The organism is Acetilactobacillus jinshanensis, assembly GCF_004359375.1.
GTDB classification, from domain to species: domain Bacteria; phylum Bacillota; class Bacilli; order Lactobacillales; family Lactobacillaceae; genus Acetilactobacillus; species Acetilactobacillus jinshanensis.
This window is the reverse complement of record NZ_CP034726.1, coordinates 815,473-835,566: the sequence shown is the minus strand read 5'-3', so window position 1 is coordinate 835,566 and position 20,094 is coordinate 815,473. Positions and strand designations below refer to the sequence as shown.

Below are 20,094 nucleotides of genomic sequence, written 5' to 3'. Positions count from 1 at the left end.
ATTCAATACTTTATTTAAAAGTTCAAACGGGATAGTTATGATGATCCGGAAAATCAGATTGCAGATGACCAATGTTTAAAAGCTCGTTCTTTAAAAGCTGACGAGCTTCGTTATCAGAAATCTGACCTGACATCCGATGATTTTGCTTTGCCGCCTGTTTGCGCTTTTTATCATAGATGTGCTTAATTTCCGCAATCTTAAGACCGGCGTTAAGGTAATCCTTAATGTCTAGGATGCGGTCAACATCGTTTAATGAATACAAACGACGGTTGCCCTTGCTGCGTTTAGGAGCAAGGAGGTTCTTTTGTTCGTAATATCGAATCTGTCGTGCTGACAAGCCCGTTAACTTCATAACGGTACCGATGGGCAGAACCGACAGTGAGCGGCGTAATTCCTTTTCCTTCATAACTACAATCTCCTCTGAACAAACTTAATATTAAGTAGTTGATGTCAGAAAGTCAATAATATATGTTAAGAAACATTACATATGGTTAATGATGGTCGTTAATCCTGATGTTTTGGGCAATAATTAGTGATCGCATGTTTGATCATTTTGATCAATATCGGTCGGCCCCAGAGTTCTACATTAAAAAATTTGTGGGCCCGAACCGCTTCACGGGAGAACCGAGTGTTAGTCATCACGACAGCCTTTTGAGTGCCATAGAAATGAGCCCCGTCGGCGGTATGTTTAATCGTTTTTCGACCGATTCGCCGGTTTTTGTAATGCTTACATTGGATCCCGTAAGCAATGTGATCTTTGTAAGCTAACACGTCCAGACCATAGTCGTGATCTTTTCCTGTCTGTTTAATACCAATAAAGCCGTTTCTTTTCAGTAGCCAGGCCGTATAGTCTTCAAATTCGTAGCCGTTTAACCGGTCCATGTAACGAATTTCTCGGGTTAAATTATCGGGGTTATGGTTATAGATGCTATTTTTCTGCAGCGGTGTATCAACTTCGGGCCGCTTTTCAATTTTAAATTTAAAGAGACACGTCCCAATAATAAGTGCTACCGTAATGCCAACTAAGATCCAGATTTCGATCATCGTGTTCTCCCCTTTGTGTGCACAATAATTTTAGCATGGCTATTTAATAGAATTAAATGACGTGAATTTCTGATTTATGAACATAATTTGTTGACTTTTCGCCCCACAAGCGATATTCTTTTTAATGTTGATTACTAATTATTTGTAAGTAAACACTAAAATTTTTAGTTATCGCGATGAAGAGAAAGTAATCAGTTGATTATTAATTGTAGCGACTGTCGTCTTGATGAAATGGGCAGACTAATCAGCTGGTGAATTGCACTCGGAGCGTAATCACTGGTTAGCGCTGGTGATTCGGTTTAGGCCCGATACACCGTGCCTAGTCTTGTTAAGAGATATCGAGGCATCGTAACGTGAGTTATGATGTAAATAAAGGTGGAAAAACGGTGAAGAATCGTCCTTTGAGTAAAATCATGGGACGATTTTTTATTACCTAGATAGAAATGAACGAAATAGTGTTAATCATTCAGGAGATGATATAGATGTGGCATATTGTTGCTAAAGCCACTCCACAGTTAGTTGTGAAGGGCCTTGAAGTTACGATTCCGTTAGCTTTAGTATCGTTTGCGATTGGCTTGATAATTGCGACGTTTACCGCTTTGATCTTAATTTCGAAAAAGCGTGGCTGGTTTAGAATTATAAAAGCAATCTTTGGTTTTTACGTTTGGTTGTTCCGAAGTACGCCGATGTTAGTTCAATTGTTTATTACGTACTTCGGGCTTCCCTATTTAACGATTCCAGGGATTCTACCAAACGGAATTAAGATGTCGTCAGCTACGGCGGCATTAATCGTCTTTTCGCTTAACGAAGGTGCCTACTGCTCGGAAACAATTCGAAGCTCTGTCCTGTCAATCCCGGAAGGTCAATGGGAAGCCGCTTATTCATTAGGGATGACCAAACGCCAGGTCTTAAAGAAAGTTATCTTTCCGCAGGCCCTAAGAGTTGCCATCCCCCCGTTGTCCAATAGTTTTATTAGTACCGTTAAGGGGACTTCGTTAGTCTACACGATTTCAGTCGTTGATATGTTTGGTTTAGCACAGCAGATTGCTGCCCAAAACTATCAACCGATGATCATGTACACGTTAACCGCTGCATTATACGCAGTTGCATGCACAATCTTAACGATCTTGCAGAAGTACCTTGAAAAGACTTCATCTAAGTATGTCGCTAGATAGAATCGAGGGATAAAATGATTAGTTTTCACAACGTTACCAAAACTTATGGTACCCATAAGGCGTTAGATCACGTTTCAGTTAGTTTTCCAGATCATAAGACGACCGTTATCATCGGTCCATCTGGAGCCGGTAAATCAACGCTATTAAGATCACTCAATCTGTTGGAACATCCTGAATCAGGAATTTACGATTTCAACGGTAAAAAGATCGATTTCAGTAAGAATATTTCTGCTAAAACAACGCTAGATATTCGGCGTCGAACCGAAATGGTCTTCCAGAGTTATAATCTGTTTCCACATCTGACCGTCGTTAAAAACGTTATGATCGGACAGACGCAGGTCCTACACATCGATAAAGCTACCGCAAAAAAGAACGCTTTAAAGATCCTTGACCGGGTTGGCTTAAAGAACAAGGCTAACCAGTATCCTTCGGCCCTATCAGGTGGTCAAGCCCAACGAGTTGCGATTGCCAGATCGTTAGCCATGAAGCCGGAATACATGCTACTGGATGAACCAACTAGTGCCTTGGATCCTCAAATCGGCTTAGGGATTCTGCGGATTTTAGCCCACGTCGCTAAACGGGAACAGTCCATGATCATGATCACCCATAACCTGAATTTTGCTCGGAAGATCGCTGATAAGATCGTCTTTGTTGATGACGGCAAGATTTTATTTGATGGACCAACTGCTGAATTCTTTAAAAAGGGTCAAAAACGTGATCCACGAATCAATAAATTCATGGAAGCAATGACCTTGAGTGATTTATAAAAATAGATAATTAAACCGATAAAAAAGCGCTTAGGTTTTACCTAAACGCTTTTATTTTGATATTATAAATCACTTTTAAGTGCCTGGATCTTATCATGAATATAATGAAAGACCTGGTATCCGTTATTAATTGGAATGATGATTGCGTCAAGAATAATTAAAATTAAGGAAACGCCGAACTGGTGATTACAGAAATAGGTAAACGCAAAAATGGATAAGAACATAATTACAACGTCTAAGATTCGGTTCGTAATGACCAGTGCGGTATCTAGTTCGATTTGACGCTTTCGTTTCTCGCTGTTCATACGCAGACCCCTTTATAAGAAAAAATGAGTTTACGCAGTTATTATATCTCGCTTGAGCAGAAAATCACAATTATTATTAAATCAGCCAGAAATTATGATAAAATTTATTTGAAAAGAATTTTCGAAACACCCAGAAAGGAAATGCACTATTATAGTTACTGATTTTATGAAGGAATCGTTAAATAAGACTCGAGACGCTAAACTTTCAAGTTCCGATAAGATTACTAATTTCCGTGAAGCTTTAGAATCATACGGATTACAGGATCAGTTAAAAGGTTATTACACCGCTAAACAGATTATGGATAACTTCAAAGCCGATTTAAGTTCTGATCAAGTTCAGAAGATGCAGAAATTAGCTAACCCAAGACCGTTAGACGGTGCAAATCTTTTCGTTGTAACTTCGGATCATAAGGTTCGCCCTGTTAATGACGATGATGTTAAAGCCGCTTTAAATTCAACTTTACAGATCTTAAAGAAATCTGATAAATAACACTGAGGTCTGATCATTTTGAGAGTATCTTTTTATCGTAACGTAACCTGGTTGATCGGCATTTTGGTCGCCATTGAAATTATGCTAAAAGTTGGTCTGCGGAAAGGCTTGTTCATGCTGATTGCTGATTTGGCCGTGGTGTTATTATTAATGATCCTGTTCCACCGAATGCGCCGTAACGGTTACGATGAAACTGCTGAACGGTTGGCTGCTGAAAATTCAGCTAATGACCGAAAAGCCGAAACTGAATGGCAGAAAAAGCATGATCAATGGTGGCAAGCTCATCAAGGACTAAAAACCACGTCGACGTCAAATCAAAATGAGTCACGTTCAGCTGAGTCAGCTACACCCGGTTCAGCCGTAGGTCTTAGTCAGCTTGAACGATCCAACCATATTTTAAAGAATCGGATCAACCAGCTTAACCGTAAGATCTCGATCTTACAAAATGGTAAAAAGAATGATTCGTATCAGAAGAGCGACTGGTATCGTCAAATCGTTAAGATGAGGAAACAGATCGCTAAATTAAAATCTGAATATAAATGAATCGATTTTATTTAATAAAAGTAACCTTATTTTAGTAAATAGAATAAATGTTTGCTAAAATGGGGCTGTTTTTGTATATGTGTGATATTATTAAAGTTAAAAGCAAACAAAGGCGACAAAAGCGCAACGCCAAAAGGCGTGATACCGTTGGGAAGGCTAAATTATCTGGAATAACTTGTTTATTAGCAGCTTCAGCTATCTGGGGCGGGATGTTCGTTGCCGTTAAAGGTGTCGTTGGTATCATTCCACCGATGGAATTAGTCTGGCTGCGATATTTAATTGCGACGATCTGCCTATTAGCTTACGCATGGTATCACCATGTTAAATGGCATTGGAACACCAAGCAGCTCCTGCTATGCGTTCTGGTGGGTCTTTTTGGCTACAACATTTCGCTAGTTACGCAAGAAACCGGGACCATGTTATCAAACGCCCAAATGGGTGCCGTAGTAACGACTTCGATGCCGTTATTTACTGTTGCCCTAGCATGGATCTTTTTACGTGAGAAGATTCGCTGGCAACAAATGTTAGCCGTTCTAATGGCGACGGCTGGAGTTTTAATTATTGTTGGTAACAACATGGCTCAGCACCAGTCGCTGAACGGGATCATTATGCTTTTGATTTCGTCATTGGCCTGGGCAATTGCCTCGTTAATCTTTGAAAAGATGTCAGGATTTTACAGTAATCTACAGGTTACTATTATCTGCTGTTTTCTGACGTTCCTAGCGTTGACCCCATGGACCGCTGAACATTGGTCCGTTTTTCACGGTGTTAATTTTCTCAGTCCTAAAATTTTCCTGAGTCTGTTATTCATTGGTGCAATTACCACGGCTTTAGCATGTTTACTATGGAATAAAGGCATTCTGATCATGGGTGCTGATACTGCCGGCATTTTCTATTTAACGCAGCCGATTGTCGGAACATTATTGGGCTGGCTCTGTTTAGGTGAACAGGTATCAATGGCGTTTGGCATTGGGACCGTCGTCATCATCAGTAGTATCCTAATGTACCTTAAAAAATAAAGCTAATCGTATTTTAACGAATTTAGTTTTCTTTTCTAGAAATTAAATTAGACTATATACACTCTTATGTTGATATAATGATAAACAATATCTAAAATAAAGTTTGGATTTAACTTATTTTAACAAATATTGATCAAGGCGAGGCATCTTGAAACATTATTTCACACATTGGATTGTGCCAACTTTAATTTTAATGACGGTTCTAAGCACGCTACTGTTAAGTACGATTTCTGATAAACAGAGCACTTCAGCAATTGCGTCATATAATAATTTTATTGCACCTAAAATCAGGATTACTCGACAGTACGATCCCAAAGATGCGAATCGGTTCCATTTAAATCCTGATCAATACATAAAAACTAGGTACGTGACCTATCGCCGTCGCGTTACATATCGAACTAAGCCTGATCAGTTAACGACTAAATTACATATGGCTAAAAATATTTTAAACCAAGTCAGGGATCGGAAGCGTGCCTCTGACCGCGCTCGAATTACGACTAACCGCTTATTACCTAATAAAGCGATGCTAAATGAAGTCCAGACGGCTCAACGGCAGGTTAAGCGGTTGCAGAATAAAATCGCTCATACGCCTGACGTCTACAGGAAACGAGTTGTAAAAGCTCGGCATAAGGTCGTTGTCAGCGACATTACTTATCAGGTTAAGCCGATTGCTAACCATAAGATTGTTTATCTCCACCCGAATTATCCAATCTGGTATCATCCGTACCGGCCGCACGTGGGCTTAGCTTCGACGACTAACCTCTTGGCAAAAGATAATCAGGCCATGAACATAATTGGTAAAGCTCAGGCTAAGAACCATACGTTCTATGAAGTTAAATCCGGTGGCTATACATACGGCTGGGTTCCTAAACAAGCCGTTAAAGTAGCTCATTCGTACCAGATTCCGTTTCACTATTACAGTCAGATGAAGCCGTTAAAAGCTCCCGATGCCTGCGAGGCCGTATCACTATGGATGGCATTGAGTTCTAAGGGTTACGATCCGCGGATTTCAATGCGAGACTTTATTAACCGTATCCCACGGAGCAAGGATCCTAACAAGGGTTACACCGCTAATCCATATCACTATGGTGACGATGCCTCGATTTATCCCAAGGCCCTTGCTAAATACGGCCGGCGTTATGATCCGCACGTCTACGCAATGAAGGATGTTTCATTACCCCACCTGGTTAAAGAGATCGAGGAAGGCAATCCCGTTGTGTACGAAGGCTCTTACCGGATGGAAAACATTGATTCAGAGCACGTTCTGGTGTTAGTTGGCTACAGCAACGGTGACCTAGAGTTTGCGGACCCATTCTGCCGTAAAAGTGACGAGATCAACAATAAACCGATCAGTTGGGTATCACTGAAGAAATTCGCTCATCTATTTCATCAGCGTGGTGCCCGTGCCGTCGTTATTAAGTAAAAGATAAAAAATAAAGCCGTGAATTTTAACTTTGAAAATTCACGGCTTTATTTTTACGCTTAATTTTAATTTAGTTAACTGAACCGTCATCACTGATACCTTTATGAGGATCGAATGGTGGGTTAACGCTCTTCCATAAGGTTCTCATGTAACCGTTGGTAGCTTTAACGATCTTTTGCTGGTCAGGCTTTTCTAACTTAGTCCGTAAGTACTTCATATTGATGGATACCAAGAACTTGGTGTCGTAATTGATGTTAACGATCACCTTGACCTTGGGCTTCTGACCAATTCCGATCGTGGTGTTATGACGATAATGATGGATATAGATGTCTTCAGGTTTGATGCCGGCCTTTTTAGTTAATTCCGTCACGATCGTTTTCTTAAATTCAGGGTATTGAACGCTCGACATTTGAATTCTTCTTTCCACTAAATGATTACGCCGCTTGATAGTGGCTGATCCGTGTTCTTTAGAGTTCATTAGTTATAATATCGTATTCTTCGTGATAATAAAAGCGTCAGTGTCATAAATCACTGTTGAATTCAACGAATTTTAACCGATTGAACGGGATTTGGTATCCAATGGCTAAGTTACCCGAGTTCCTTGAAATCACGGGCAGTCCATTATATTATTATCGATGTAAGGAAAGATAGATGGATCTTGTCTATCTGGTTTCTGTGAATTGCACAGAGAGGAGCTCTTTATATGCGTTTAAATGAAGTTTATATCGATCGAGTAAAGGGCCGCGAAGTTTTTGATTCTCGTGGTAACCCAACTGTCGAAGCTGATGTTATTTTAACTGATGGTACTATGGGCCGTGCCGAAGTTCCATCTGGTGCCTCTACTGGTGAACGTGAAGCCGTTGAATTACGTGATGGCGGTACTCGTTTAATGGGTAAAGGTGTATTAAAGGCCGTTAATAACATTAACACCAAGATCAGCAAAGCCTTACATGGTGTAAGTCCATTTGACCAGCGTAATGTTGATAGCATTATGATCAAGTTAGATGGTACTCCTAACAAAGCCAAGTTAGGTGCTAACGCTATCTTAGGTGTATCCATGGCTAACTGCCGTGCAGCTGCTGACTATTATAACGAACCATTATACCGTTACTTAGGTGGTATCGATAACGAATTACCGCAACCATTCCATAACGTTATTAATGGTGGTGAACATGCCAACAACCACATTGATACCCAAGAATTCATGATTACACCATTAAAGCGTAAGTCATTCCGTGATGGTATCAACAAGATTGCTGATGTTTACCATACCTTAAAGAACGTCATCAATGACGCCGGCTTTTCTACTGGTGTTGGTGATGAAGGTGGTTTTGCCCCTGACTTCCATCACACTGAAGAAGCCATTGAAATGTTATACAAAGCCATCAAAGATGCCGGCTACAAGCCTGGTGTTGATGTTGGTATCGCAATGGACTTTGCCGCTTCTGGCTTATATGACCACAAGACTGGTAATTATAAGTTCGAAGGTAAGACCTATACTCCAGACCAGTTCGGTGCTTACCAGAAGAACTTAGTTAAGAAGTACCCTGCTATCATTTCCATTGAAGATCCAATGGGTGAAGATGACTGGGATAACTTCGCTAAGTTTACTAAAGAAGTTAACTCTGACGCCTTTGCTAAAGAAGTTGGCCATAAGTTACAGGTTGTTGATGATGACTTAATCGTTACCAACCCTAAGTACATCCGTAAGGCCATCAAGTTAGGTGCCGGTAACTGCTTATTAATTAAGTTAAACCAAATCGGTACTGTATCCGAAACCTTAGAAGCTATTCGTTTAGCTCGTAAGAACAACTACAACACCATGATGAGCCACCGTTCTGGTGAAACTGGTGATACCTTTGTTGCTGACTTTGCCGTTGCTACTAACTCCGGTGAATTAAAGGCCGGTGCTATGGCACGTTCTGAACGTGTTGAAAAGTACAATGACATCTTACGCATTGAAGAACAGAACCATGGCAAGATGCCATTAGCTCATTTTCCAAATAACGTTGATTTAGATTAATTTTGAGTTAACCTAATAAAATATTAAAGAGCTGCTGATTATTCAGCAGCTCTTTTTTGTCCCTAAATTAAAAGGAGTGACGAATATTTTCGTTACTCCTTTTGTTTGATAGATCTAATTTAAATTTCGAACCAATTAAGCGAAATCGTTCTCAAAATTCCGTCTTAATTGCGCTTAGCAGAATGTTTAGCGAACGCCTTAGCATATACGTTAATTAAGAATAAACTGCCAAATAAGATGAATAATAAGGCAATAATGGCACCAATGATAAACGTCATATTAATTTCCCCTCTTATTAATTAGATTATTAACCCACAATTTTGGAGATTAATTTCTGAAAATCTAAATGCATAACTTTAGCGTACTTCTGAATCAAAGTTACGTTGTCATCAGGAGTCATACCGTTGGTTTCCCAACGCTTTAAGGTGATTTGGTCGATTCCAGTCAGTAGACTGATTTGAGGGATGGACATGTTTAGTTGCTTACGACGAGCAGCTAAACCAGTAGCTTCCTTCTGGTCAGACGCATATTTAGCTTTGCTATTTTTATCGGAATCCTGTTTAAGTTTTTTGAGTTGTTGCTTTTTAAGTAAGTCTTCAATTTCCAACCGCATTACCTTCTTTGTTTCACTCACATTATACGTTAAGATATTCGCAATTTCTATAGGGAATTGGCGAAAAACTGGCGGGTTTAATAAGTTTAGGTACATCAAACTTTTTATTCCATAGTACCTTAAATGTGATATCATAAAAAATGAACAGGTTGAACAAATGTTACCCAGAAGTGAATGTGGAAAGGAAAATTGGATGATCAAATTAAACCGTCTGGCACAGACAAGTGTTTACTTAACGTCTCCATATTGGTCTCATATCGATTTAACCGGTGCTTATATCAAGTCCGTTAAATGGGATGGCGACGAAGGCGTTATGGTTGCCGTTAAGAATAATCAGCCTTATAAACTTGGTCTCTTCCCCAAGTTATACAAAGGTGACGGTGATTTAAAGCAAAAGACGGAAAAGGATCTTCATCATACCGCCCGCAAAATCACGGCCGATCTTGATAAAGTTGGAACCCGTCGTTTTGGCTTGGGTTACATTTATAATCTCAAACAGTTCGAATGAATAGTTAAATAATACTAAAAAAGCCAGCTTTTAAAGCTGGCTTTTTTATTTATGAGTGGACATGGATTTGGACCACAGTCTCCCTGGTAAAGAACCAGGGGCTCTACAAATTGAGCTACCCACTCAAAAGATATCTTGTTGACACCTTTTATTATATATAACGATTATACGAAATACGAATTATTTATCTGAGTCTTTGTCCAAGATAACTTTCTTGTAGATGTTAGCAATCCAGTTATTCTTGATGCCATAGTTATGGAAACTGATGACTGGCTGATACTGCATAGCTTTCTTTTGTTCAGCAGGATCATCAATCGTCTTGATGTCATGAATAATTAGTAATGACTTATCACGCTTGGTAAGAACACTGGCACTACAACCGGCCTTCATCCATTCAAAGTGATTAGTTAAGTTGGTGACTTTGAAATTGTAAGGCTTAGTTGTATTGACGAACGGCTTCTTGTGCTGAATGCCGTAATGGTAACCACGGATGACGATCATCTGATGGTCCATCTTTGGCATTGGTAAATGTTCTTTAGCCATGTATGACTTGAACTGCTTGATAATCACTGGATCCATCAAGTGTTCCTGAGTTCCGGCATATACCGACTTGATTCGGGAATGGAATGCTAAACTCTTAGGATGATCAGTAACGACAACTAAACTACGAAGACCGTAACGGGTTCGAATCTTAACGATGTCACCTGGTTGCGGTAACGTCTTCATAATTTTATCCGTGCCAATCAGTTTTAAATTTGGCCGAGCCATTAAATTAAAGACATTACGAGTGTCTAAAACGGCTTGACGACCACGTTTCTTGATTAATAAACCTTTAATAATGGTAGTGGATTTAGATAGATCCATTCAAAAATCCCCTCATATAGACTCGTTATTTTTATCATATGATATTATGCTTGATAATTCAACCTATAGCGCGTTATTCACGCAGATAAACGTAGACGCTGCCGATGATTAGAGCGGCCCCGATAACGAAGCCTGCGGAAATGCTTTCGCCAAGGACTAACCAGCCTAGAATTGCACCTACGACCGGTTGAATTAGGTAGAACATTCCAGAATTGTCAGCGCCTAATAATTCAACGCCTTTATCCCACATCATGAACGCGGAAGCTGTCGAAATGCAGCCTAAGTAAAGAATACAGAAAATCGTCTTAAGACTGGTGTAATGAATGCTGGTCATCGTCCCCATATGGGTGAAAATCCACGGCAACAGCATTACCACCGCCACGATACTCGAGATCAAAGTGATCTGCATGGTGTTATAAGTACCATGAAGCTTCTTAAGTAAGATTGATGCAAGTGCCCAGGCACACGACGATACTAATAACGACAGGATCCCTAACAACAAATGGGCGCCACCGGTGTTAATCCCGACGATCGTAATCACACCCATCATGGCCATGATGACCGAACAGAGCTTTGCCCAGGTCAGTTTCTGGTGTAAGATCAGCCAGGCAAAAATGATCATGAAGATTGGGGTCGACGTCGTAATCACCGCCCCAATCTGGGCATTGGATAACCAGGTCCCGGTTTCTTGCGTAACCAGTGAGATTGTGTTACCCAGGATGCCAATGACGATAATTAACTTTAGGTCATGAGCATTATATTTCCAGTGACTTTTCATGAAGTACGAAAAAATAAGCAAGCAGAGTACCGCCGTTGCGTATCTTAGCCATACTAATTCGATCGGTGGGATCTCGTTGACGATGGATTTGACCACCACGAACATCCCACCCCAGATACACGCGGCCGTTGTTAACAGTGTTGATCCCAAGACGTTTTTGGATTTCAAGAGCGGCATTTCCTTTCTGAACTAAAAAGATTGTCAGAAAATTATTGTAACAAAAAAGACCAGCTTTTTTAAGCTGATCTTTTTCTCGGAATATTTATGAGTGGGCATGGAATTGGACCACAATCTCCCTGGTAAAGAACCAGGGGCTCTACAAATTGAGCTACCCACTCATGACTGATGAACAACAGTTGTTAATATACCGAATTTAAGTCGTGATGTCAAATCTCTTGATTTAATCGCCGTAAATTCAACGATTCAGTCATTAAACTGACATTTGCGGATTTTCTGGCTTCTCGCCCGTACAGATTCGAACGAGATTACTTATTAGCGCAACGTCTAAAAGATCCTTAGACGTCTTGATTCGGCCGTTATGAAAGATGGTGAAGCTGGCGTGCTGAGTTTTGGATTTATAAGACATCGAAGTCTTGCTCTGCTTCCAGAAAACGTATTCTTTAGACAGGTATGGCTTGAACTTGTCAAAGGATTTCTGATTGAAAGTCATAACCTTTGCTCCCGCTGCCGTCATCTTTTTTTGAATGTCCGGTCTGTCCAGCGCCTTTTCGGTAAACGCCTTCTGCGGTTTATTCGGGTGTTCATCCAACACGATCACGTGCTGACCAATTCCAAAGCAGTCTAGATTATGCTGGAGTAAGACATCTACTAAGGCTTGTTTCTTAGCGACACTATCTGAATAGAGGTAAATAATTTGAAAAATTTTCATAATTAACCTTCTAGTTATTAGTTAAATTATTGTTAATCAAGCGAGCTTCCTTGGCCTTTTCATGAGGTGAGATAACTTCGAAGTCCTGGCCTTCGAGCATTTCCGTATGGCCCTGTAAATGACTGGAAACGTGGTGACGGTTAGCTTTTCGGTAGAATAAGGCTAACGTCATGAGATCCTTGACGGATAAATTAGTCTTCATGTTATCACTCAGAGAATTGGCAATTGACGGGTGTAAGGCCAAGTTATGGATCTGGCATAATTTATCGAATAACTGGAAAAGAACCTGACGCTGGCGAATTTGCCGGCCATAGTCGCCTAACGGATCCTGATGACGCATTCGACAGTAGTCCAAAGCTTGCATGCCGCTTAAGTTGACCTTTTGGTGCTTTTTAACATTGGCAGCACCGTACTTAAAGGTCAATGGTGGATCGACAGTGACCCCGCCGACCTTATCGATAATTTTATCCAGGCCACCCATGTTAATGATCATGTAGTAATTGATCGGGATTCCTAGCCAGGTCTGAACATAGTGAGCGGCCTGATTAGCACCACCTAGGGTGTAGACGGAATTAATTTTAGTCAGCATGTTGTTGTAATGAGCCGGCGCATCACGCGGAATACTGGTTAAGGACATCGTTTGTTTGGCTGGATTAATCGAATTAATAATCATGGTATCGGTTCGGCCCCTAGCGTGACGGCCTAAAGCACCGGTATCGGTTCCCATCATTAGGACGGAGATCGGCTGATGGTTGTCAATCTGAGATTGAGCCGTCGTGGATTGATTTTGCGGGGTATAGCTTTCACGATTAAATGTTTTGGCGCTGTCGATTCCTTCAACTAAATAAAAGGCACAGACGGCGATAATGATGATTAGAACTAAATACCAAATTTTAGAATGATGCGATCGATGGAAATAATGTGGTGGTCGTTGCGGAGTCTGATTAGGCTGCTGAAACGGCTGCCGGTCATGGGAATGATACTCTTCACGGGTTAACATTCAATCACCCTTTCTGATTTACATTATATTATATCAGAGACCGAACCAAAAAGGACCTTCCGTTTAGCGAAAGGTCCTTTCCAGGTTGATATGATATAGAGTGATTGATTACTTTTGAATTTCGTCTCGAATCTTCATGGCAGTTACAAAGTCATTAGTAAAGATTCCTCGAACGTGGCGCTTAAAGAGTTTCTTCATAGTTTGCGGATTATCAATCGTGTAAATTCGTTCCATGTCTTCAATACCCTTGGCATAATAACCAGGATGTAAAGCGCTCAAATGTTCTTTCTTAATGAATGCCTTTGGATCCTTGAATCGTTTATCGGTTAAGAAGCAATAAATCTGACTAGGATCAAGTTTCTGAGCGATCTTTAAACTCTGTAAATAGAATGACGAGTAAATTACTGGATATCTCAGATTATGATCATTCACCATGTCCATGACGATTTTTTCAATTCCCTTGTAATGGATCTGGTTAGTCTTGAATTCAAGGTTCAAATGAATCTTATGATGACCGACCAGGTTCAGGAAGTCCTTTAGTAACGGAATCGTTTCACCGTTAGCTAAAGGATACTTCTTCAATTGTTCATAGGTAAAGTCATGAATCTTGCCGTGGCCCTTAGTAGTTCGGTCGATCTTTTCATCATGCATAATGACTGGAACGTCATCTTTGGTTAAGTGGACATCGAATTCTAAACCATCAGCACCGTGATCGATCGCATACTTAAAGCCCTGCAATGAATTTTCAGGAAACTTAACTGGATAGCCACGATGGGCAAAAATCTGTGTCTTCATAAAGATCCTCCTAGTAATTTACCATTACTTTTAGTAGATACATAGTTCTCATTTCGAACCTTATAGTAAGACACTCGTGGGTGGGTGTAAATTAGGACCACCCAAAAATTACGATTAATTACCCATTCTTGGTACACGGTTATGAACAACCTTGACGTAGGCCTGATAAGCGGTCATCGTGATTACGAGGATCAAGCTGATAATGCTCATTACTAAGAAGGCATGACGGATGATGCCAACTAACGAAGTGGTTGGGTTCAGGAAGATCCCGAAGTAATGGATCCCAATCGGTACTAAGAATGAACCGATGTTGGACCCGGTGATTAGGAACGCAATGGCTGCGGTTTCGTAACGAACCGGGATGACTTTACCAACTAGGGCGTATGAATAAGTCCCGAACATTGGGAATGCCATGCCTGATAGGATGGCACCTAACGTCAACATCCAGACGTTAGCACTAATGGATTCAACGAAGGTTCCTAACGTGATCATAATGATACCCATTACAATCGTATAACGATGAAGGTATGAAAAGATTCGGCCAAACGATGCGTTCGCAAAGAATGCGAAGATGGTGTTTAAACCAATGATGACACCGGCGGTTCCTGGGGTTCCTAGATGTAAGTAATGCATCAGGTTGGGAACTTCAACGAAGACGCTGGCGTTAGCCATGACGATAAAGATCATCAAAACGAATAAACCGAGGACAACGTTGACCATGCGAACGATATAACGGGTTGGTAACAGAATGCTAATCGATGGCGTTTTATGGTTACGCTTAATAGCTTCGTTATTAGTGCTTGGGAAGCATTTCCAGAAGTAAATTAGGATGATAAAGATTAAGCCGTAAGCTAGGAATGATACCTGCCAGTTAATCATTACCAATAGACCCATCAGGATATCTAGCACACACTGGCCTAACGGTTCCATTGCGGTTCGATAGCCTGACATTCTGATACGAAGATTTTCACGGTGCCTGAAGAAGATATTAATGGCATCGATTGCTAACGAGTTAAGTAGGCCTAAACCAATACCCCAAGCGAATCGTGATAACAGGATAAACATAAAGCTATGACTGAATGCCGGCATGATACCACAGACCGCGGTTATGAAAATCCCGATCCCGATCGTTTTCTTCATGCTGATCTTTCTAGCAATCCAAATGGATAGGAACAGCGTAATCAATGCTGAAAGTTGCTGAACGGTACTGATCATGTCAAACATGGTAATCGGAACGTTCGGGAACGACTTCATCATTGACGGCAACGCTGGCGTGATTGCTTTACCAGAAGAGACAATTAATGATGGCGCTAGTATCGCGCCGTACATTAACATTCGCTCTTTATGTGTATTTTTAATCATATTCATAATCCTCCCAGAATAATTTTTAAGCTAATTAGTCTGGAGACGGCTCGTGAAACGAACCCAATGTCTATTCTAATTAGTAAGAAACAGAATCCATAGCGATATGGATTGGGCTAAGATTGCATTGATTTTTAACAAGTTTTGTAAATTAATGAAACCGCTTTCATTAGTCCATAGTATCCTACTAAATGGAAAAGTAAACAGATATGTTTTAATAAATAATAAAAAACTCTCGAAATCACGATAGATTCAGGAGTTAATGAACATAAATTTATTTTTAAATTTCTTGAAATTATTTACGAATCGTTAAATATTTTGGCGGAACGTAATCAACGAGCCAAATTCCACTTGCAGTTGGATAGAAAGTTAAACCGTCCTTTGAAGCCTGACGAGCGTGAACGTTGAAGATGACCGGATGCGGATCACGTCTAGCACCGACCTGATGAGCCATGCTAGTGGTTGAAGATAGGTGGACGAAATCACGGTCCATCTTTTTGATGCCTTCCGTTTGGATCAAGCGAGCGGCATGATGGGTGGTACCGTGAAACAGAATTTTGGGCGGCGTTGTCGGTGACGATAACGGTTTAATACCTGGAACACTGTGACCATATAAAGCTCTGATTGTACCGTTATCAATGGCAAGTCGTTTCTTATCACTATTCTTCATAATCTTTACGATTAACGGCACGCTGATTGGACTTCGACGATAATAATGGTTGAACTTCGTGATAAATAATTTGAGGTCAACTCGACCGTACGTATCTAGATGGATCCCAATTTGTTCAGGATGGTGTCGTAAGATGTAGGAAATACGTTTACTGATTTTAGTTAATTTGTAATTCACTGTGACACCCTCTTTAGATAATTGGTTAATTTATTTTTTAATTGATCATCACGTTTTGGGTTAAACCAATACTTAGGTTCTAGCCAATATTTTTTACTGTATAGCCAAACCGGAAGCTTTTTTCTGATTAGCGGTTCCTTTTTGTATCTAGGAAAAATATGGGCATGCAGATAATTACTGGTGTTACCCAGGATCTCATAATTAATTCGGTATGCCTGGGTACAATGTAATAAGGCATCACCCACAATGCTCATATCTTTTAAGTAAGCAACACGTTCTTTAAGATCAAGGTCGTTTAGTGTTGGCGTAACGTGTTTCGGTAGTAAGATGCAGTAGCCTGGCAAGAACTGGGTATGGCCCATGATGACGTTACCGCCTCTTAATTGAGCTACCAAATTATCACCTTTACCTTGACTGGCTAAAATCGTGGCTTTCTTAATGGCATCCAATTTTTTCGCTCCCCAATTATTTTACGATTTTTACGAACGTAAAGAATAATTTCGGTTGCTGGCCCTTTTGGGTTTCAACTTTGATGTAACCTTTTTTCTTGAAATCATTAAAAGCCTTTTGAAGTTTTGGCCAGGAATCTTTTTCGCTGGTGACCCCGGACTTTGGTTAAGTAATAATCCTTAGCTTTGGTGTCGTAACGGCTGTGTTTCATCATCTTGGTGATTAAGCTCATCATTAAACCTAATTCGAACGGTGTTAAATTTAATTTCTGTAATAGCGTGAAACATTTTTAAAACTAGCGCTCTTTTTCAATTCGGTTCTTTTCATGTTTTGATAACTCCTCATAAATTGCGAGAATTAATTTTGCTTAGTCTATTTTATCGAAAATTGAATAACTTTTAAATTAAAGTTAGTAACTGTGGTAATTAATAATCACTTATAAATTATTGATAACTAATAATAGATTATTAATATTTAATAATAAGTAATTTATTACATATTATTAAAATCACTTTAACCATCTAATTGTTCTGAATTCGTTGATCATATGATTGTTTCTTTAAATGATGCCGAATTTGCTGCTCATTAATATGATTAAAGCGTGCTTTTAATTTTCCCTTCGAAGAAAATCGATACCACGAGGTGTAATTAAATACTTTGGCTTATCCAAATTAGTTTTGTGATGAACATGATAACTGGACGCTACCAGGATAAAATCATTCTTACGTTTGGGCGTTCTGATTGACGATAATTTTAATCGTCTTGAGTAAGGTTGGGTACGGAATGTTTAATAATTTACTCAAGGTTTCACTATCAATTGCAAGCCGACTGTTGTGCAATACGATCTCGTTATCCAAGAAAAACGGGTTACCGATGTTAATGTTCATAATGAGCGCTCCCTGTTGAATACATAGTGCTAATGACTATATTATGATAAACTAAAGTATAAAGGAAGTAATAGATTGTTAAAGAACCAACTCGAGATCTTAAGCGATTTCTAAATGTTACGAACCTTCGGTGATTTACTGGGTCGTAGTAATCCCGAATATAAGGTTATGAAATACTTATTAGATCATTTTTACCAGAACGAAATCTTAAAAGCTAGCGCTGATCAGATTGCTAGTCAGTTAAACTTGGACTCAAAGGTCGTCAGTGACTTTATGAGCCGCTTGGTTAAATCAGGTAAGTTAATTCATAATGGCGGGATGTACTTCTTAAATACTGATTTGGTCTTGAACCGTTGATTGCATGGATATTTTAAATATTCTATTCCGATTTATCGTGATCGGCTTTTTGGCTTGCTGGGTTTTACTAATCTGCTGGTTTTACGTGATGTAATGATTGATTTAACTCAGCATCACCAGTTCGGTCATTTTACGACGTGGACCCAGCGAGTCTTAGAAGCTTTTCTACATCAATATCTAAGTCATCGTCATTCGATGTATGAAAATTTGATGCCGACCGTTCTATCATTAATTTTGATTGTTATTTTTTACCTTTCTGGTAATTTGATTATGACCGACATCTTAGTCGCGATTTTGATTTTTGACGATGCACAATTAATTCGTGATCAGATTGAACATCGACCGCCGTTAGCTGTTCGGGGCAGCATTTATTGCAAAAGCTCATCCTGAACAGAAAGCCCATGAATCATGGGTGTACTTATCTGACGTATGTTTACAGACGGTCGTTTCGTTATTATTTACAATTTTACCGTATATTTATGTTTTTGATTACTAAATAAAGGAGGCATCTGAGATGGATGCTGCATTAAAAAAGCGATTCTTATAATCATCAGGGAATCGCAAACGCACGTCAGGGTAAAAATCGAGCTGCGTTAAGTTGCTTTAATGCTGCTATTAAAGCTTATCCTGAATTACCGTTGAGTAATTCACATGATTTAAAGTACCGAATCTACAGTAACGTGGTTTAACTAAGGAACATTTACGTGATTTTAAAGGCGCCTTAGCTGATTATAATAAGACTTTGAGCTTAGATCCTAAATATGCCGTGGGCTATTGTAACCGTGGCGGTGTGAAGTACAACATGAAAAAGTATCAGGATGCAATTGCTGATTTTAAGACCGCCATTAAACTGAATTCTGGTTTCGAAAAGGCCTATTTTTTCTTAGGTGCTGCTTACATGCGTGCTAACAAAACCAGGACGCTGTTAACGCCTTTACCAAATTAATTAAAATGAACGATCACTTTTTCTTACCGTTCTTTGAACGGGGCTGTGCTAAATTAGCCTTGAATAATTATCGTTCGGCAATCAGTGATTTTAAGCAGGCAACACATATGGCTCCGCCGAACAGTGCCGCTAACGTTGCGATCTTAAATAACATGGGAATGGCTGAAAATAATCTGCATCATTATTCAGATGCCGTTAAAGTTTTAAAAAAGGCTTTGATGATTATCCCTGGTAATCATTACGCATTAAGTAATTTAAAGATTGCCAAACGTGGTCTTGATAAAAATAAGTAACCTTTAATAAGGAGGGTTATATCATGCCCTATTCATATGAATTTTTAAATAAATTAACGATCGACCTTAAAAAAGCTAATCCAAAGCATAATAATTACTTTATCGTAATGCCACATAACGATGGCGAAACGATTACAATCAATTGTCATATCAGTAGTAATTCATTAATTGCTTTACCGACGATTGATAATCATCCATTTTTCTGGCTAAAGCTCAGAATAGTAAGAAGTGGTGTAGATCACTACGTAGTTACTGATGATCATTATGTTTATAACCATATTTCTTCTAACTGGGGCTTAGTTAAAGCATTGGTTAAGAAGTTACCAAATAAGATTCAGTTAGCCGCTGAAGCACATGGATATAATGCTCGACAGCCTGCCGTTAAAACGTTATATAGTGATCACACTTTGAAGTTAAACGCTACCGGCTTTAAAGAGTTGGTAAACGGGATTAACTGGTTATTGACATTAGTTAAGTCGATCTTTGCTTATCAGATTGCTGCGGATAATCATTATTACATCGCAATTTAAATTTAAAATTAAATAAATTGATTGGAAGTCATTGTGAGTAAGTTTGCAATGGCTTTTTATTTACTGATTAATGTAATTAATTATTAATAATCTATTATAAGTATTAAGTAATATATAATTAGTAACTAGTAACTAAAAATTAATAATAAATTATATATAAAGTAAACAAAAACGCCCACGGAATAA

28 protein-coding genes and 2 tRNA genes are annotated in these 20,094 nt (G+C 39.4%); 13 read left to right on the top strand and 17 right to left on the bottom strand.

The window, feature by feature from the left end; genetic code table 11:
* Positions 1 to 22 precede the first annotated feature (22 nt).
* On the bottom strand, positions 23 to 406 hold the full coding sequence (locus tag ELX58_RS03890) for a MerR family transcriptional regulator (RefSeq protein WP_133441851.1): 384 nt from the start codon (positions 404 to 406) through the stop codon (positions 23 to 25).
* 98 nt (positions 407 to 504) lie between these two features.
* On the bottom strand, positions 505 to 1,044 hold the full coding sequence (locus ELX58_RS03885; protein ID WP_133441850.1) for a restriction endonuclease: 540 nt from the start codon (positions 1,042 to 1,044) through the stop codon (positions 505 to 507).
* Between the two features lie 482 nt (positions 1,045 to 1,526).
* Here ELX58_RS03885 and ELX58_RS03880 point away from each other — a divergent pair, with 482 nt between their 5' ends.
* Entirely contained in the window at positions 1,527 to 2,219 is a 693-nt protein-coding gene (locus ELX58_RS03880; protein WP_133441849.1) for an amino acid ABC transporter permease, read from the top strand.
* Between the two features lie 14 nt (positions 2,220 to 2,233).
* Positions 2,234 to 2,986 carry an amino acid ABC transporter ATP-binding protein gene (locus tag ELX58_RS03875; protein ID WP_133441848.1) on the top strand — a complete coding sequence of 251 codons (753 nt, stop codon included), beginning with the start codon at positions 2,234 to 2,236 and terminating at the stop codon, positions 2,984 to 2,986.
* Positions 2,987 to 3,048: 62 nt separating this feature from the next.
* Here ELX58_RS03875 and ELX58_RS03870 read toward each other — a convergent pair whose 3' ends face one another.
* A complete protein-coding gene (locus ELX58_RS03870; RefSeq protein ID WP_133441847.1) occupies positions 3,049 to 3,291 on the bottom strand; it encodes a hypothetical protein in 243 nt (80 codons plus the stop codon).
* 166 nt (positions 3,292 to 3,457) lie between these two features.
* On the opposite strand from ELX58_RS03870, the gene ELX58_RS03865 reads away from it, so the two are divergent.
* The 4 genes from ELX58_RS03865 (at position 3,458) to ELX58_RS03850 (ending at position 6,766) form a co-directional block, all read left to right on the top strand.
* Positions 3,458 to 3,781, top strand: a complete 324-nt coding sequence (locus ELX58_RS03865; RefSeq protein WP_133441846.1) for a hypothetical protein — start codon at positions 3,458 to 3,460, stop codon at positions 3,779 to 3,781.
* Between the two features lie 18 nt (positions 3,782 to 3,799).
* Positions 3,800 to 4,324 carry a hypothetical protein gene (locus tag ELX58_RS03860; protein ID WP_133441845.1) on the top strand — a complete coding sequence of 175 codons (525 nt, stop codon included), beginning with the start codon at positions 3,800 to 3,802 and terminating at the stop codon, positions 4,322 to 4,324.
* A gap of 77 nt (positions 4,325 to 4,401) precedes the next feature.
* On the top strand, positions 4,402 to 5,343 hold the full coding sequence (locus tag ELX58_RS03855; RefSeq protein WP_133441844.1) for a DMT family transporter: 942 nt from the start codon (positions 4,402 to 4,404) through the stop codon (positions 5,341 to 5,343).
* A 148-nt stretch (positions 5,344 to 5,491) separates the two neighbouring features.
* The gene (locus ELX58_RS03850; protein WP_133441843.1) at positions 5,492 to 6,766 is read left to right on the top strand and encodes a C39 family peptidase; all 1,275 of its coding nucleotides are present in this window, start codon (positions 5,492 to 5,494) and stop codon (positions 6,764 to 6,766) included.
* Between the two features lie 70 nt (positions 6,767 to 6,836).
* On the opposite strand, the gene ELX58_RS03845 is transcribed toward ELX58_RS03850, so the two are convergent.
* The gene (locus tag ELX58_RS03845) at positions 6,837 to 7,175 is read right to left on the bottom strand and encodes a hypothetical protein (RefSeq protein ID WP_133441842.1); all 339 of its coding nucleotides are present in this window, start codon (positions 7,173 to 7,175) and stop codon (positions 6,837 to 6,839) included.
* A gap of 294 nt (positions 7,176 to 7,469) precedes the next feature.
* On the opposite strand from ELX58_RS03845, the gene eno reads away from it, so the two are divergent.
* Complete coding sequence (eno, locus tag ELX58_RS03840) at positions 7,470 to 8,789, top strand: phosphopyruvate hydratase (protein ID WP_133441841.1); 1,320 nt, start codon at positions 7,470 to 7,472, stop codon at positions 8,787 to 8,789.
* Positions 8,790 to 9,096: 307 nt separating this feature from the next.
* On the opposite strand, the gene ELX58_RS03835 is transcribed toward eno, so the two are convergent.
* Positions 9,097 to 9,396: a helix-turn-helix domain-containing protein gene (locus tag ELX58_RS03835; protein WP_133441840.1), complete on the bottom strand. Its 300-nt coding sequence runs from the start codon at positions 9,394 to 9,396 to the stop codon at positions 9,097 to 9,099.
* A gap of 199 nt (positions 9,397 to 9,595) precedes the next feature.
* Between ELX58_RS03835 and ELX58_RS03830 the strand changes: the two genes are divergently transcribed.
* Complete coding sequence (locus tag ELX58_RS03830; protein WP_133441839.1) at positions 9,596 to 9,910, top strand: hypothetical protein; 315 nt, start codon at positions 9,596 to 9,598, stop codon at positions 9,908 to 9,910.
* Positions 9,911 to 9,962: 52 nt separating this feature from the next.
* Here the strand turns inward: ELX58_RS03830 and ELX58_RS03825 are convergent.
* The 12 genes from ELX58_RS03825 to ELX58_RS07870 form a co-directional block, all read right to left on the bottom strand.
* A tRNA-Lys gene (locus tag ELX58_RS03825) sits at positions 9,963 to 10,035 on the bottom strand.
* Between the two features lie 55 nt (positions 10,036 to 10,090).
* A complete protein-coding gene (locus ELX58_RS03820) occupies positions 10,091 to 10,774 on the bottom strand; it encodes a hypothetical protein (protein ID WP_133441838.1) in 684 nt (227 codons plus the stop codon).
* A gap of 73 nt (positions 10,775 to 10,847) precedes the next feature.
* Positions 10,848 to 11,720, bottom strand: a complete 873-nt coding sequence (locus ELX58_RS03815; RefSeq protein WP_133441837.1) for a DMT family transporter — start codon at positions 11,718 to 11,720, stop codon at positions 10,848 to 10,850.
* A gap of 97 nt (positions 11,721 to 11,817) precedes the next feature.
* Positions 11,818 to 11,890: transfer RNA gene (locus ELX58_RS03810), tRNA-Lys, on the bottom strand.
* A 92-nt stretch (positions 11,891 to 11,982) separates the two neighbouring features.
* Positions 11,983 to 12,441 carry a hypothetical protein gene (locus tag ELX58_RS03805; protein WP_133441836.1) on the bottom strand — a complete coding sequence of 153 codons (459 nt, stop codon included), beginning with the start codon at positions 12,439 to 12,441 and terminating at the stop codon, positions 11,983 to 11,985.
* Positions 12,442 to 12,451: 10 nt separating this feature from the next.
* Positions 12,452 to 13,441 (bottom strand): LCP family protein, encoded by a 990-nt coding sequence (locus tag ELX58_RS03800; RefSeq protein ID WP_133441835.1) that lies wholly within the window; start codon positions 13,439 to 13,441, stop codon positions 12,452 to 12,454.
* A 108-nt stretch (positions 13,442 to 13,549) separates the two neighbouring features.
* Positions 13,550 to 14,236: a glycerophosphodiester phosphodiesterase gene (locus ELX58_RS03795; RefSeq protein WP_418620804.1), complete on the bottom strand. Its 687-nt coding sequence runs from the start codon at positions 14,234 to 14,236 to the stop codon at positions 13,550 to 13,552.
* Positions 14,237 to 14,350: 114 nt separating this feature from the next.
* Positions 14,351 to 15,598 (bottom strand): MFS transporter, encoded by a 1,248-nt coding sequence (locus tag ELX58_RS03790; protein WP_162614630.1) that lies wholly within the window; start codon positions 15,596 to 15,598, stop codon positions 14,351 to 14,353.
* 295 nt (positions 15,599 to 15,893) lie between these two features.
* Positions 15,894 to 16,445, bottom strand: a complete 552-nt coding sequence (locus ELX58_RS03785; protein WP_174919241.1) for an RNA 2'-phosphotransferase — start codon at positions 16,443 to 16,445, stop codon at positions 15,894 to 15,896.
* Positions 16,442 to 16,894: an HIT family protein gene (locus ELX58_RS03780; protein WP_133441831.1), complete on the bottom strand. Its 453-nt coding sequence runs from the start codon at positions 16,892 to 16,894 to the stop codon at positions 16,442 to 16,444. Before ELX58_RS03780 ends, ELX58_RS03785 begins: the two co-directional genes overlap by 4 nt.
* A 107-nt stretch (positions 16,895 to 17,001) precedes the next feature.
* Positions 17,002 to 17,130: a hypothetical protein gene (locus ELX58_RS08075; RefSeq protein ID WP_257791751.1), complete on the bottom strand. Its 129-nt coding sequence runs from the start codon at positions 17,128 to 17,130 to the stop codon at positions 17,002 to 17,004.
* A 487-nt stretch (positions 17,131 to 17,617) separates the two neighbouring features.
* Positions 17,618 to 17,782, bottom strand: coding sequence for a hypothetical protein (locus ELX58_RS07870; protein ID WP_162614629.1), 165 nt, complete (start codon positions 17,780 to 17,782; stop codon positions 17,618 to 17,620).
* Between the two features lie 114 nt (positions 17,783 to 17,896).
* Here ELX58_RS07870 and ELX58_RS03775 point away from each other — a divergent pair, with 114 nt between their 5' ends.
* From ELX58_RS03775 to ELX58_RS03755, 5 genes are all read left to right on the top strand, one after another.
* Positions 17,897 to 18,139, top strand: a complete 243-nt coding sequence (locus tag ELX58_RS03775; protein ID WP_133441830.1) for a replication/maintenance protein RepL — start codon at positions 17,897 to 17,899, stop codon at positions 18,137 to 18,139.
* A gap of 93 nt (positions 18,140 to 18,232) precedes the next feature.
* Positions 18,233 to 18,529, top strand: coding sequence for a hypothetical protein (locus tag ELX58_RS03770; protein WP_133441829.1), 297 nt, complete (start codon positions 18,233 to 18,235; stop codon positions 18,527 to 18,529).
* A 412-nt stretch (positions 18,530 to 18,941) separates the two neighbouring features.
* Positions 18,942 to 19,085 carry a tetratricopeptide repeat protein gene (locus tag ELX58_RS03765; protein WP_236747651.1) on the top strand — a complete coding sequence of 48 codons (144 nt, stop codon included), beginning with the start codon at positions 18,942 to 18,944 and terminating at the stop codon, positions 19,083 to 19,085.
* 5 nt (positions 19,086 to 19,090) lie between these two features.
* Entirely contained in the window at positions 19,091 to 19,378 is a 288-nt protein-coding gene (locus ELX58_RS03760; RefSeq protein ID WP_133441827.1) for a tetratricopeptide repeat protein, read from the top strand.
* Positions 19,379 to 19,401: 23 nt separating this feature from the next.
* Entirely contained in the window at positions 19,402 to 19,908 is a 507-nt protein-coding gene (locus ELX58_RS03755) for a hypothetical protein (RefSeq protein WP_133441826.1), read from the top strand.
* The last annotated feature ends 186 nt before the right edge of the window (positions 19,909 to 20,094 follow it).